Origin of the sequence: Rhodohalobacter barkolensis, assembly GCF_002834295.1 — a bacterium.
Lineage (GTDB): Bacteria > Bacteroidota > Rhodothermia > Balneolales > Balneolaceae > Rhodohalobacter > Rhodohalobacter barkolensis.
Map to the genome: position 1 here is coordinate 1 of NZ_PISP01000003.1, position 14,708 is coordinate 14,708.

Annotated in this window: 12 protein-coding genes; 3 read left to right on the forward strand and 9 right to left on the reverse strand. The window is 44.0% G+C overall.

The window, feature by feature from the left end; all coding sequences use genetic code 11:
• Positions 1-2: 2 nt before the first annotated feature.
• From tuf to rpsL, 4 genes are read right to left on the reverse strand one after another with little or no spacing between them, the layout of a single operon-like run.
• Positions 3-1,190 (reverse strand): elongation factor Tu, encoded by a 1,188-nt coding sequence (tuf, locus tag CWD77_RS10015; RefSeq protein ID WP_101073443.1) that lies wholly within the window; start codon positions 1,188-1,190, stop codon positions 3-5.
• Between the two features lie 24 nt (positions 1,191-1,214).
• Positions 1,215-3,359: an elongation factor G gene (fusA, locus tag CWD77_RS10020; protein ID WP_101073444.1), complete on the reverse strand. Its 2,145-nt coding sequence runs from the start codon at positions 3,357-3,359 to the stop codon at positions 1,215-1,217.
• Positions 3,360-3,387: 28 nt separating this feature from the next.
• Positions 3,388-3,858 (reverse strand): 30S ribosomal protein S7, encoded by a 471-nt coding sequence (rpsG, locus tag CWD77_RS10025; protein ID WP_420821212.1) that lies wholly within the window; start codon positions 3,856-3,858, stop codon positions 3,388-3,390.
• Between the two features lie 24 nt (positions 3,859-3,882).
• Positions 3,883-4,257 carry a 30S ribosomal protein S12 gene (gene rpsL / locus CWD77_RS10030; RefSeq protein ID WP_101073446.1) on the reverse strand — a complete coding sequence of 125 codons (375 nt, stop codon included), beginning with the start codon at positions 4,255-4,257 and terminating at the stop codon, positions 3,883-3,885.
• A 190-nt stretch (positions 4,258-4,447) separates the two neighbouring features.
• Here rpsL and recG point away from each other — a divergent pair, with 190 nt between their 5' ends.
• Entirely contained in the window at positions 4,448-6,514 is a 2,067-nt protein-coding gene (gene recG / locus CWD77_RS10035) for an ATP-dependent DNA helicase RecG (RefSeq protein WP_101073447.1), read from the forward strand.
• 91 nt (positions 6,515-6,605) lie between these two features.
• Here recG and CWD77_RS10040 read toward each other — a convergent pair whose 3' ends face one another.
• The gene (locus CWD77_RS10040; protein ID WP_240596763.1) at positions 6,606-7,070 is read right to left on the reverse strand and encodes an EVE domain-containing protein; all 465 of its coding nucleotides are present in this window, start codon (positions 7,068-7,070) and stop codon (positions 6,606-6,608) included.
• Between the two features lie 81 nt (positions 7,071-7,151).
• Here CWD77_RS10040 and CWD77_RS10045 point away from each other — a divergent pair, with 81 nt between their 5' ends.
• Complete coding sequence (locus tag CWD77_RS10045) at positions 7,152-7,748, forward strand: Dph6-related ATP pyrophosphatase (protein WP_101073448.1); 597 nt, start codon at positions 7,152-7,154, stop codon at positions 7,746-7,748.
• Between the two features lie 7 nt (positions 7,749-7,755).
• On the opposite strand, the gene rfbB is transcribed toward CWD77_RS10045, so the two are convergent.
• The 4 genes from rfbB to CWD77_RS10065 are packed head-to-tail and all read right to left on the reverse strand — an operon-like array spanning position 7,756 to position 10,922.
• Positions 7,756-8,763, reverse strand: coding sequence for a dTDP-glucose 4,6-dehydratase (gene rfbB, locus CWD77_RS10050; RefSeq protein WP_101073449.1), 1,008 nt, complete (start codon positions 8,761-8,763; stop codon positions 7,756-7,758).
• Between the two features lie 38 nt (positions 8,764-8,801).
• Positions 8,802-9,350, reverse strand: coding sequence for a dTDP-4-dehydrorhamnose 3,5-epimerase (rfbC, locus tag CWD77_RS10055; protein WP_101073450.1), 549 nt, complete (start codon positions 9,348-9,350; stop codon positions 8,802-8,804).
• A complete protein-coding gene (gene rfbD, locus CWD77_RS10060; protein WP_101073451.1) occupies positions 9,347-10,213 on the reverse strand; it encodes a dTDP-4-dehydrorhamnose reductase in 867 nt (288 codons plus the stop codon). Before rfbD ends, rfbC begins: the two co-directional genes overlap by 4 nt.
• A gap of 1 nt (position 10,214) precedes the next feature.
• A complete protein-coding gene (locus tag CWD77_RS10065) occupies positions 10,215-10,922 on the reverse strand; it encodes a sugar phosphate nucleotidyltransferase (RefSeq protein ID WP_101073452.1) in 708 nt (235 codons plus the stop codon).
• 161 nt (positions 10,923-11,083) lie between these two features.
• Between CWD77_RS10065 and CWD77_RS10070 the strand changes: the two genes are divergently transcribed.
• Positions 11,084-14,704 carry an invasin domain 3-containing protein gene (locus CWD77_RS10070; RefSeq protein WP_101073453.1) on the forward strand — a complete coding sequence of 1,207 codons (3,621 nt, stop codon included), beginning with the start codon at positions 11,084-11,086 and terminating at the stop codon, positions 14,702-14,704.
• Positions 14,705-14,708 lie beyond the last annotated feature (4 nt).

Consider the following 14,708-nt stretch of genomic DNA (forward strand, 5'->3'; position numbering starts at 1 on the left):
CTTTAGTCAAGTATTTTAGTTACTACTCCGGCGCCTACGGTACGGCCACCCTCTCGGATCGCAAATCTCAACCCTGATTCCATCGCTACCGGCTGAATCAACTTCACATTCAGCTTCACGTTGTCGCCAGGCATGACCATCTCCACTCCGTCAGGAAGCTCACACGCTCCGGTTACATCCGTTGTACGGAAATAGAACTGCGGACGGTATCCCTTGAAGAATGGAGTATGTCGTCCACCTTCATCCTTGCTCAGTACGTATACCTCACACTCAAACTCTTTGTGTGGAGTAATCGAACCGGGCTTGCAAAGAACCATTCCGCGCTCGAGCTGTTCCTTGTTAATTCCACGAAGCAGAATACCGGCGTTGTCTCCGGCCTCTCCTCTGTCAAGCAGGCGACGGAACATTTCAATTCCGGTAACCACACTCTTCATCGGCTGCTCTACAATTCCTACAATCTCAATCTCGTCGTTCAGCTCCACAACCCCACGCTCAATACGTCCGGTTGCTACTGTACCACGACCTGTAATGGAAAATACATCCTCAACAGGCATCAAAAATGGTTTGTCTACATCTCGCTCCGGTGTTGGGATCGTGTCATCCACAGCATCCATCAGCTCCACAATCTTCTCTTCCCACTCCGACTCGCCGTTCAGCGCGCCAAGGGCACTTCCCTGAATCACAGGAATGTTGTCCCCGTCAAATTCATAGGATGACAAGAGTTCACGAACTTCAAGCTCTACCAGCTCCAGAAGTTCTTCGTCGTCCACCAGGTCTACCTTGTTCATAAAGACAACAATCTGTGGTACACCTACCTGACGGGCAAGCAGAATGTGCTCGCGGGTCTGTGGCATCGGACCGTCGGTAGCGGCAACCACCAAAATCGCTCCGTCCATCTGAGCCGCTCCGGTCACCATGTTCTTCACATAGTCGGCGTGACCCGGGCAATCTACGTGAGCGTAGTGACGATCTTCGGTTTCATACTCCACGTGAGCCGTCGCAATGGTAATCCCACGCTCGCGCTCCTCAGGTGCATTGTCAATATCCGCAAACTGCTTGGCAACTCCACCGTAGGTCTTCGCCATTACCGTGGTAATCGCTGCCGTTAATGTCGTCTTACCGTGATCTACGTGACCAATCGTCCCTATGTTTACGTGCGGCTTACTCCGCTCAAACTTCTCTTTTGCCATGATTATATTCTTTTTTAGTAGTTATTAAGCTTGTTGTTCAATGATTTCCTGAGCCTTTGAGTCAGGTACCGCTACATATTCAGAGAACTCCATAGAATATGCCGCACGGCCTTGTGTAAGTGATCGAAGATCTGTTGAATAACCAAACATTTCTGAAAGCGGCACTTTAGCCTTCACAACAGAGCCTTCTACATTATTATCCATTTTCTGGATGATTCCGCGCCGACCATTTACATCACCGATTACATCACCCATAAATTCTTCTGGTGTTGTAATCTCTACTGCCATAACAGGCTCAAGTAGCTGTGGACCGGCTTTTTTTGCAGAATTTCTAAATGCTAATTTAGCACAGAGTTCGAAACTAACCTGATCGGAGTCAACATCATGATATGATCCGTCAAACAATCGCACACCAATTTTCTGTGCGGGATAGTTTGCCTGGATACCATTTTTCATTGCTTGTCGGAATCCTTTTTCAACAGACGGGATAAATTCACGTGGAATATTACCACCTACAATCTCATTTACAAATTTAAAATCCTCATCTACAGATACATTTTTGTCATCATCTGCATATTGCTCGAAATGCTCCATTGGACCAATTTCGAATGATATATCAGCAAATTTACCACGACCACCCGTTTGTTTCTTGTAAACTTCCCGGTGCTCAAAAGGTTTAGAAATTGTTTCACGATAAGAAACCTGTGGCTGACCCACATTAGCTTCTACTTTAAATTCTCTTCTGAGTCGATCTACAATAATTTCAAGGTGAAGTTCACCCATTCCGGCAACGGTTGTCTGACCTGTTTCTTCGTCAGTAGTAACCTGGAACGTAGGATCTTCTTCCGCAAGTTTAACTAGTCCTGTCGTCAGTTTTTCGGCATCAGCCTTAGACTTAGGTTCAATAGCCAGTTTAATTACAGGCTCAGGGAATGTAATTTGTTCGAGAACAATCGGATTGTCCACATCACAGAATGTATCACCGGTATTCACCTTTTTAACACCTACAGCAGCAGCAATATCTCCTGCTCGTACAATGTCAATATCTTTCTTATCGTTGGCGTGCATCTCAAGGATTCGGCCAACTCGCTCACGATCACCTGTTGTTGAGTTCAAAATATATGAACCCTTCTCAAGCTGACCGGAATAAACGCGGAAGAATGTCAATTTACCGACGTATGGGTCAGTAGCAATCTTAAATGCGAGAGCAGAAAATGGCTCATCAACACTAGGATTACGTTTCATCTTCTTGGTTTCATCCTTTGGATCAACTCCATCTACCGCCTCTACATCGAGCGGGCTTGGCAGATATTCAATCACTTTATCGAGCAGCACCTGAACACCTTTATTCTTCAGAGCTGTTCCACAAAGTACCGGAGTAATATCGCGTGCCAGAGTAGCTTTTCTGATCGCGCTATTAATTTCTTCTTCTGAAATCTCTTCTTCCATCAGATACTTTTCCATCAACTCATCATCATGATCAGCAATGTTTTCAAGCATCAACTTACGGAATTCATCTGCTTTAGATTTCAGATCTTCAGGTATTTCAACCACATCATATTTAGCACCCAAAGACTCATCATCCCATACAATAGCCTGCATGTTAATTAGATCTACAACACCTTTAAAGCCCTCTTCAGCTCCAATTGGAATCTGAATTGGGATAGGGTTTGCCTTTAATTTTTCACGCATCTGCTCAATCACGTTATAAAAATCTGCACCTGTACGGTCCATCTTATTTACAAACGCCATTCGAGGAACTTTATACTTGTTAGCCTGACGCCATACAGTTTCTGACTGCGGCTGAACAGCACCTACTGAACAGAAAACCCCAATCGCACCATCTAATACACGAAGAGATCGCTCTACCTCTACGGTAAAATCAACGTGACCGGGAGTATCAATAATGTTAATACGATGATCTTTCCAGATACAATGCGTAGCAGCAGATGTAATGGTAATACCTCTCTCCTGCTCCTGCTCCATCCAGTCCATTGTAGCAGCACCATCATGAGTTTCACCCAATCGGTGACTTCTACCGGTGTAAAACAGAATACGCTCTGTTACAGTAGTTTTACCGGCATCAATGTGTGCCATAATACCGATGTTTCGCGTCCTGCGAATTCGGTCAATAATTTTCGGATCAGCTTTTGTCGTTGCTTCAGACATGAAATTGTGTGTTTAAATACTAAATTTTTTAGAATCGGAAATGAGCAAATGCTTTATTCGCTTCTGCCATTCGATGTGTTTCATCTTTCTTACGAACCGCACCACCTTCATTCTTTGATGCGTCAATTAATTCACGGCTTAATCGAATCGCCATAGACTTATCATTTCTCTGTCTTGACGCACGAATCAACCATCTCATACCAAGAGCTGTGCCTCTTTCTGAGCGCACTTCCATTGGCACCTGGTAAGTCGCACCACCTACACGGCGACTTTTCACCTCAACAACCGGCGATGCATTAGAGAGAGCCGTTCTAAAAACTTCAATTGGCTCTTCACCGGTTTTTTCTTCAATAATTTCAAATGCTTGATATAATATCTTTCTTGCAACGCCCTTTTTGCCGTCACGCATCAAGCTGTTCACAAACCGGGTGACTAACTTATCATTAAATATCGGATCCGGTTGTACTTCTCTTTTTTCTGCTGTTTTTCTGCGCATAATCTCTAAAGATTAAAAGTCCCTGTGTTAACCTTTTGGTTTCTTTGTTCCGTAATGGCTTCTTCCCTGCTTACGATCATCCACTCCGGCTGTATCCAGCGTTCCACGAACAATGTGATACCGAACGCCCGGAAGATCTTTCACTCGTCCGCCGCGAATCAACACAATACTGTGTTCCTGCAGATTATGGCCTTCACCAGGGATGTAAGCTGTAACTTCATAGCCATTTGTTAACCGAACTCTTGCTACCTTACGCAGAGCTGAGTTTGGCTTCTTAGGTGTTGTTGTATAAACACGGGTGCAAACACCACGTCTTTGTGGACAGTTTTGCAGTGCCGGTGAGGTTGTTTTCTTCACTTTGCTGCTTCTGCCGTTTCTAATAAGTTGTTGTATTGTAGGCACGGGTTTTACCTGTTTGGTTTCGTAAAATCAAGAGCTGATAAAGATAGCAATTTAACTACGGCATATGCAAAATATTTATCCAAAATTTTTCCTTTTTGTTTCGAAAATCCTATATAGTGTACAAAACTGATCAAAAACGGCTGATTCACCCAAAATATATAGATAAATTGTTATATAACATTATATCAATTTGAAATTACTAGATCTCCATAATCTTAGCCAAAAAAGGCTCGCTGCGCTACAGTCTGCCGGAATCCATCACCCCGAAGACCTCCTGATGTTTTTCCCACGCAGATATATTGATAAATCCAATTTTAAACCGATTGGATTTTTGAGTGAAACCGGTGAACCTGTTTCTGTAGCTGGTAAAGTTCAATCCGTAAATGTTACCGGCTACAAAAATAAACGGCGGCTTGATGTGATTATTCGTGATGAATCGGGTTCGATGAAAGCTGTCTACTTTAAAGGGTGGAAATATTTTATCAATCGGTTTAAAAAAGGCAGCTGGGTTGCCCTTTATGGTACTGTAAAACAGTATGGCCGATATATGAGCATGGCACATCCCGAAGTGGATGAAATATCCGGGCCAGATGATGTGGAAAAGTTTCAATCCCTGATCCCCATCTATCCGAGTAATAAGCATTTTTCAAAAGCATATATTACCAATCAGCTGGTTACCGATTGGGTACAACAAATTTTATCAAGTACCACTGTACCGGAGTTTCTACCCAATCAAATCCTGGAGCGGCACAAATTTCCTATCAGAGATAAAGCTCTTCACTATATCCATCAACCTGAAAACATCAATCAGTCTGATCGGGCGTTAGAACGCTTTAAATATGAGGAGTTTTTTCTGTTTGAACTGAGTATGGCCAAAATCAAAAACATTCGCATATCAAGAGCAGAAGGTAAAATTTTAAAGCCCGGAGAACTCACTAAAAATTTCTTTAACAATCAGCTTCCGTTTAAGCTGACCGAGGGGCAAAAGAATTCCTTGAAAGATATCCGTGTAGACCTTCAGTCGGGAAAGCAGATGAATCGGCTAATCCAGGGTGATGTTGGCGCCGGAAAAACAGTTGTGGCAATCGGCTCCATGCTTATGGCCGTGGATAACGGTATGCAGGCGGCACTCATGGCCCCAACCGAAATACTTGCCGAGCAGCACTACCACACCATCAAAGAGTATCTGGAGCCTCTGGGTATTAATCACAGGTTGATTACCGGCAGCCAGTCTGCCCCCCTTCGCAGAGATATTTTAAGTGATATTGCCGGCGGAACTTGCCAGATTGCTGTAGGAACACACGCTATTTTTCAGGATAAGGTTGAGTTTAACCGCCTTGGGCTGGTAGTGATCGATGAACAGCACAGATTTGGAGTAAAACAGAGAAATGAGCTGCTTCTGAAGGGAAACAATCCTCACCTGCTTGTGATGTCGGCCACACCCATACCTCGCTCACTGGCTATGACCATCTATAGTGATCTTGATATCTCAATCATTGAGGGCTTACCCGGTGGACGCAAACCGATCAAAACAGCTGTAAGAACAGATAAGGAGCGCCCGGGGGTTTACAATTTTCTCGAAGAAAGCATCAAGAAAGGAGATCAGGCGTACATTGTCTACCCGCTGATTGAAGAGTCTGAAGCGATGGACTTGAAAGATGCCACCATGGGTTTTGAAAAGCTAAAGCGGCGATTTCCCGATTTCCGGATCGGTCTGCTTCACGGAAGGTTGAAACCTGAGGAGAAGGATGGCATCATGAAACGTTTTTCCGAAGGTGAAATAGATATACTCGTCTCCACAACAGTAATTGAAGTGGGAGTAGACGTACCGAATGCATCCATCATGATTATAGAACATGCCGAGCGATTTGGGCTTTCTCAGCTTCACCAGCTTAGGGGACGAATTGGCCGTGGCAGAAAACAGAGTTACTGCATTTTGATGCCCGGACAGAAACTGAGCAAAGACGGACGCTATCGCCTGAAGATGATGATCGACACCACCGACGGATTTAAAATTGCGGAGGCAGACTTAAAACTTCGTGGCCCCGGAGACTTTCTCGGCACGAAGCAGAGTGGACTCCCTGAATTTAAATACGGGGATATTCTGGAAGATCGAATCACATTGGAGCAGGCTAAAAATGATGCGTGGCAAATTGTTCGAACAGACAACGAACTTTCCAAACCTGAACACAAGTCCCTGAAGAAAGTATTCGAGCCCTACTTTAAGACAAAAGCTGAGTTTTTTGGGATTGGGTAGAAAGAGCGCAAAGATCCATTACCCACAAATTTTGCCACAGAAGCACGGAACGTTTCATAATTTTCAGTGCACTTCCGTGATTCCGTGGCAATTATTCATCTGCCAATTTTAAAACCTTTTTATACTGCTCTTCAGTCACCTCGGTTATAGAAAGTCTGTTCCGTTTAAAAAGCTGCATTTCTAAAAGATCTTCATGCTCCTTAAGCTCATCACGCGTGACAGGTTTCTCAAATTTTTGAATAAATTTCACATCAATCAGCTGCCATCGCGGATCACTCTCACTGCTTTTTGGGTCGAAGTATTTGCTATCCGGATCAAACTGGAGCGGGTCGGGATATGGCTCTGTGCAAACTTCCATCTCGCCAGCAATCACAGGCGGTTTCACATTCGAATGATAGAAAAACGCCCGGTCTCCGATGTTCATTTTGTCTCTCATGATGTTGCGTGCTTCGTAATTTCGCACGCCGCTCCAGCGAATCTGGCCATCACGTTTAAGGTCGTCGATACTGTAGGCATCCGGTTCAGACTTCATTAGCCAATACTGTTTTTTACTCATCGATAAATCTTTTTGTAGTTTGATATTTAACTTTGTGATTCAAACAGGGGTATTAACCCGATCATTCCGTAGAAATTAGCCATGCAATCAACAAATAAAAAGCCTGAAAAACCTGTACTGTTCTGGAGTGGCGGCAAGGATTCTTACCTGGCACTTTTGGAGTGGCAATCTAATGAAAATCCCGAGCCGATATTGATCACAACCTATGATGATGAAACAGGAGTGGTGCCATTTCAGGAGATACCGATCAGCCGGATTCAACGACAGGCATTAAAACTTGAGCTTCCGCTCATCACCATTCCACTTTCTCACCCGGTTGATAATCGTTCTTATCTGTCAACACTTAAAATCGAGTTTACATCTGCCCCATACCGGGTTACTGATTTGATATTTGGGGATATTCATTTGCAGGATATCCGAGAGTGGCGGGTAAAAGAATTTGGAAATCTTGGATTCAAATGCCATTTCCCCATATGGAAAAAGTCCACTGAGGAGCTTTTAACTCTCCTTGAAAAACAGAAAAAAGTTACCGTTAAGCTGCGATCTGTTTCTGAATCTCACCGAAACAGGATAAAACCCGGGATGACGTTCAATCGAAAATTTATTGAGTCACTCCCTGATGATATTGATCCGTTTGGAGAGTATGGTGAGTTTCACACCGAGGTTATCTTTGATTGAGTGAATTTTACTTCTCTGAATATCGCCTGATATACCATCGAACCGTTTCTGCAAGTTCTTCTTCAAAGTCGGAAGAAGGAGCCCATCCCAGTTCACTGTTGATTTTTGAGATATCTACCGAGTATCGAAAATCATGCCCGGGACGATCGGTCACAAAAGTAATCAGGTTTTTATAATCCCCATCGGGGCCTTCGCCAACTTCGTTATTCAAAATATCACATATCAGCCGAACCAGATCTATATTTTTCCACTCATTTTTCCCGCCGATATTATAGGGTTCACCCGCCTTTCCCTCTTCAAAGATTTTCATCAATGCTTTACAGTGGTCTCTCACAAAAAGCCAGTCCCGAACATTTTCTCCGGAGCCGTAAACCGGAATTTCTTCCTTCTCCAGTGCCTTTCTTATCACGGTTGGAATCAATTTCTCATCGTGCTGATGCGGACCAAAATTATTTGAACAGTTTGTAATCACCGTGTTCATTCCATAGGTGTGAAAGTAGGATCGCACAATCATATCGCTGCCCGCTTTAGATGCAGAGTAAGGAGAATTTGGCGCGTACGGAGTAGTCTCCGTAAAGGATCCTTCATCGCCAAGCGTACCATACACTTCATCCGTAGATACATGTAGAAATCGCTTGGGACCTGAAACCGTTGATGCCTCACTATTCCAGAATTGCCTGCACTCTTCCAGAATATTGAATGTTCCTACAACATTAGACAGGATAAACGGCTCAGGGCCTTGAATGGAGTTATCCACGTGAGATTCTGCCGCAAGATGAATCACACCGTCCGGTTTCCATGTTTTAACGGTCTCCATTACCGCTATCCGGTCAACAAGATCAAGTTTTTTGAAATGGTAACGACCCGATTGTTTCAGGGGAGTTAGATAGTTAATATCTGATGCATATGTGAGTTTGTCGAGATTCAAAATCTCAACATCGGGATAGTTTTCATGCAGATAGAGTATCAGGTTTGAGCCGATAAATCCTGCACCGCCGGTTACAATTAATTTCATTTCTCTTGGTTTATTTTCGAAAATTCACACTTGCCTATTTAAAACAGATCATGTTCATCCATTTCACTTAATAACGGGAGATTTTTGTCTTTCTCTGAGAGAATAGGTGCTTCAACCTTCCAATCAATATTCAAGTCGGGATCATCCCACTTCACACCCCGTTCCAGTTTCTTGTTATAGTAATCGTTGCACTTATAGTATACGGTAGCTTCATCCGAGAGTACCGAAAAACCGTGTGCAAAACCGGTAGGGATAAACATCATATGCCGGTTCTCACTACTCAATATCGTTGCATAGTGTTGTTTAAAGGTTTGTGAATTTTGCCTCATATCAACTGCAACATCCAGTATTTTACCTTTCGGAACCATCACCAGCTTCCCCTGTGAGGCAGGAGGCAATTGATAGTGCAACCCTCTCACCGTCCCTTTTTTGGATACAGAAATATTATCCTGGACAAACTCAAACTCCAGCCCGTGATCTTTAAACAACTCCACCCGGAATGTTTCCAGGAACTCTCCCCTTTCATCCTTAAATCTGTCGGGTTTGATTAGCCAGACGTGCTGCAGCGATGTCTCTTCAAATTTCATAATGGATGATTTAGTTTCTTTAAAAGAACTGATAATCCTGCTTTCCAAGCAAGCACATTTAATCCCTCTTTTTCAAGTTTTTGATTGGACAGAAGCGAAAAAGCAGGGCGATTTGCTTTCGTAGGAAATTCTGATGAAGGAATCCGATTCACTTTCACTTTTAAATCCGATTGATTGAATATTTCCTCCGCAAAATCGGCCCAGGAAATCTTTCCCTTTGAACTAATGTGATAGATTCCGGATTTACCATCTTTCAACAACTGAAATGTTTTTTCAACCACATCAAACGTAAAAGACGGGCTTCCTTTTTGATCATCTACAACAGAAAGTTCATTCCGTGTTTCCGCGAGACGAAGCATGGTTTTTACAAAATTGTTACCAAATGGTCCACATAGCCACGAAACCCGGATGAGCAGGCAGTCAAGTGGGCTCTTTTCAATAATAATTTCACCTGCTCGTTTAGATCTGCCGTAAGCGTTGACGGGTCGCTTTTCAGCATCTTCAGGATAACCTTCGGGAAACTTACTCCCATCTTCAAAGTTACCGGGAAACACATAGTCCGTGCTGAAGTGAACCAATTTACAGTTGTATTCCATACAGGCACTGACCAGATGCTCAACTCCAGTTTCATTTACAGAATATGCCAGCTCTGTCTGATCTTCAGCTTCGTCCACGTTAGTGTAGGCAGCACAGTTAATCACAACATCAGGCCGACACTCTTTGAGCCGATTTCTGACCTCTTCCCTGTTTGTGATGTCCAGCTTTGAGGAGCCAAAAGCATCAAAAGGCAACCCTTTCAATTCTAAAAAGCGAACCCACTCTTTTCCCAATTGTCCATTTGCACCTGTGATGAGAAACTTCATTTCAAAAGGTTTTAGCGGCAAGCTCATTAGCTCTCTTGTAGGAATCCGGAGTGCCGGCATCGGTCCACCACCCTTTCAGTACCGAATATTTCATGCGCCCCTGTCGGATATAGTGATTGTTTACATCTGTAATTTCCAGTTCACCGCGATTGGATGGCTCGAGGGTTTCAATAATATCAAACACATCCGGCGGATAGATATAAATACCCGTTACAGCAAATTTGGATTTCGGATGGGCCGGTTTCTCTTCAATCCCTTTGATCTGATCCCCGTCAATTTCAGCAACTCCAAAGCGTTCAGGAGCATCAACCTCTTTGATCAGAATTTGAGCTCCGTGGCTATCGAATTTTTTCATGGCATCCTTTAAATCTGCCTCAAAAATATTATCACCCAGAATTACAGTCATAGAATTATCCCCAACAAAATTCCTTGCCAAACCAAGCGCCTGGGCAATCCCCCCTGCTTCGTCCTGAACCTTATATGTAAACCGGCATCCAAAATTCTTACCTGAACCCAACAAATTCACCACATCTCCCATGTTCTCGGTTCCCGTGACAATTAAAATTTCCTCAATTCCCGAATTCGTCAGTTTTTCAATCGGGTAGTAGATCATCGGCTTATTACCAACTGGCAATAAGTGCTTATTGGTTACTTTGGTCAGGGGATAAAGCCGCGATCCGGTTCCCCCCGCTAATATGATTCCCTTCATAGATTTTTATTCCGTTTGAGTAGCTTTGAGCCTACAGTAATCCATTAAAATTAATTATATCTTTAACGATCAAATAAAATCATTCTAATTCTGTTGAACAGGCCGTACTGTGTATCTTTAAATATACCCATTTGCACTTGGGCTTCACTCTTTTAAAAGGTATGAGAAACTCTCAGTCCATAAAAATTTTAATCTCTCTCTTCTCAATTCTGCTCATCGGAGGGCTTTTTAATCAAGCCAGCGCGCAGGACAGAGCCGTACAGGATACAATTAGCAGCTCCAGAAACTGGCAGCCAATGCCAGCTGAATTAAAAATCAGTACTGCTTCTAAGCAGATGAACCTGCAGGTCCCTACTACTCAATCTCTCACAACTCCGGTAAACGGTTTTGCAGACGAGTTTGCTCCGGCAAATTGGACCTTTGATCCTGATGGCGGTGACGGGAGTGTCGATACAGGTGATGCGCCGAATTCAATAAGCTTAATTAGTTCAGACGATCAGTCGGGTACAGAGAATAATTCTACTTACTGTATCACAATTCCGGGTGGAAATGAGGGGGTTTTGGAGTTTGACTGGAACTATGAATCCGATGACGTTGACGGACCTCAATATGACCCGTTTGGTTACATCGTTAATGGAAATACAACTCAATTAACCGACGATAACGGTGCAGATATTCAGTCGGGCAATGTGAGTTTTTCCATAAATGCCGGAGATCAATTCTGTTTCCTGGCGCGATCTACAGATCAACAGTTTGGAAGAGCCGAAACCCAGGTCACCAATTTTAGTTTCACACCACCCGCGCCCACTGAAGAAAACATATTTACCACCTCTGGCACATGGACCGCACCCGAAGATGTATTTGAGATCACCGTTGAAGTGTGGGGAGGCGGAGGTGGTGGTAGCATTGAAGCTGCAGGTAATTCCTCGAAAGGTGGTGGAGGCGGAGGTGCATATTCAACGCAAACAATCAGTGTAATTCCGGGAAACACTTATAACTTTACGGTAGGTCTTGGCGGAACTCCCGGAAATGCAGGAGGTGACTCATTTTTTGGTGATGGAAATGAGGTTCTTGCCAGTGGAGGAAGCAGCGGGAATCAATCTGATGGCGGTGCAGGCGGTACCGCAACTTCAAGCATTGGTAGTGTATCTTTTTCCGGAGGTACCGGTGGAAATGGACAGACCACTGGCAATCCACCACCTACAAGAGCAGGCGGCGGCGGCGGTGGGTCTGCGTTTACTAACTCTAATGGTGGTAATGGTGTAAATGGCGCGCAAGAGAATGGTGGAGATGGCGGTATAGGAACTGGTAATGGTGGTGAAGGAAGCGTAGGAGATCAAGAAGCTCAACCCGGCCAAGTCCCCGGCGGCGGCGGTGGGGGCGGTGGACGAAATGGAAACAGCGCCAGCGGAGCCGATGGCCAAATTATCATCACATTTGAGCTTCCTGCACAACCCGACCCAACTCAAACCACAATTACAGCTGATCCCGACATCTTAGTAGCTGACGGTAGTTCAACTTCTAATATCACCGTTCAAGCCGTTGACGAAGATGGAGTTAATATCACGGATGGAGGGGCAACCGTTACTCTGTCTGCAACAGATGGAACCTTAAGTCCGGTAACCGACAACGCCGATGGGACTTACAGTTCTACATTTACATCATCAAATACCCCGGGCGTAGTCACAATTTCCGGAACTATTGACGGAGATACGATAACCGACACCGCTGAGATCGAACTAACTCCGGCCTCTGGAACTGTTTACTATAGCATTCAGAGCGGTGATTTCGACAATCCGAACGCCTGGTCTTTCACCGGCCATGATGGCGACCCCGCAGGATTTGCACCCGGTTCCAGCGACATCATCTTTATTGGTGGCAGCAATAGCACAGATCACAATATTTCACTCGTTCAAGATTTCACGCTCAACGAGCCCGGCGAGCTGAATGTGGTTAACACAGGCGACGGAGCCGGTATTTTATCGACTGAAAATTTTGTGATTTCGGGTACGGGCGAATTTACTCTCGAAAATGGTTCAACTTTAGAAATTGGTTCAGCGGACGGTATTTCAACTACTGCTTCAGCCGGAAATATTCAAACCAACACCCGTACTTTTGGCGAAGAGGCAAACTATGTGTACAACGGCCAATCAGAGCAAATCACAGGGGATGCCCTCCCAACAGATGTGAACAATCTTACCATTGATAATAGCAACAACGTACTTGCCAATCAGTCATACCGGGTAAATGGTACGCTTAACCTGCTCGACGGTGCATTCGTAATTGGAGACGGACTTTCCTTAATCGCTAACAATAAAAATGTCACTTCCGGGGAGCTCACTTATCAACTGGAAATATACGGACAGCCCGGGTACCGAATGCTATCCTCACCTATTGCTGCAGACTTTGATAATTTTTTAAACGGTGTTCTTACTCAAGGGTATACCGGTGCTTCACTCTCCGGCGATTTACAACCCAACGTACTTTGGTATGAAGAATCATTTGAAGGCACGGATAACCAGAGATGGCGGGCTCCGACGAGTGCTTCAAATCAAATAGTGCCGGGCCGAGGCTATTTTGTCTACATGTTTGGTGATGTGGAAAGCGACAATCGATACAACGATCCGCTACCCTACCTTCTGGATGTAAATGGATTGGAAAATGAAGGCACCGGTGGTCAGATTGACCTGAACGTTACCTATACCGCAGAAGCAGATACCGGATGGAATATGGTTGGAAATCCATATGGAGCGGCTATCGACTGGGATCACCCCTCATGGACAAAAACCAATATAGATCCTACAATTTATGTCTGGGATCCCAATACGAATCAGTATTTAACCTGGAACGGCAGTGTTGGGGATATCGACGATGGTATTCTGGCACCTTTCCAAAGTTTTTGGATAAAAGCAGATGAAAATCCTGAGCTTATTGTAAGTGAAGATGCAAAAACGTTTGGCGGTTCATTTTCAGGAAAAGCTACTCAGCAGGAGAATGCACCTCTCATTAGTATCAACGCCAGATATTCCAGGAGATATCAGTCCACGGCACATTTTTCTTTCAGCGAATCTGCCAGTTATGGTTTAGATGAATCCGATGCATACAAACTCTTACCACCCCCCGGAGTAAGCGATTACTTGGAGGTTTACTCCCTGACAAATCGTAACGATCGGCTTGCAACCAATCATTTGCCACGCCGCTTTGGATCTAGCATCACCATTCCATTCAGTGTTAACGCTTATAAAGATGGATTCCCAATATCTGATGACATCGAACTTAATTTCTCAAACTTTGAAAATATTCCGGAGGCTTGGGAAGTTGAGCTGGTAAATCTTCAAACAGGTCAAACGTACAATGTCAGAGAATCGAAAAAAGTTAGAGTAGACATGAGTCATCTTGCAGAACATTCAGATGGAACTCGTCATAAAACAGGATATGAAGTTATAACCAGAGACAAAGATAGCCACATACAATTCGAATTAAATATAAATCCGGGATCTGACGCTGCAGATCTGCCAAACTCATTCGAATTAAAACAGAATTATCCGAACCCGTTTAATCCTTCAACCCGGATTCGGTTTGATCTTCCAATACAAAGTGAAGTTAAGTTTGAAATTTATGATATGCTTGGTCGTAAAGTAGCTACAATCATTGACGAAACCCTTTCTGCAGGTAGCTATGAGAGGGTTTGGGATGCATCAAACTTATCAAGCGGTGTTTATATCACAAGATTAGTCACATCCAATGGAGTGTTCACAAATAAAATGACTCTGATCAAATAGATGT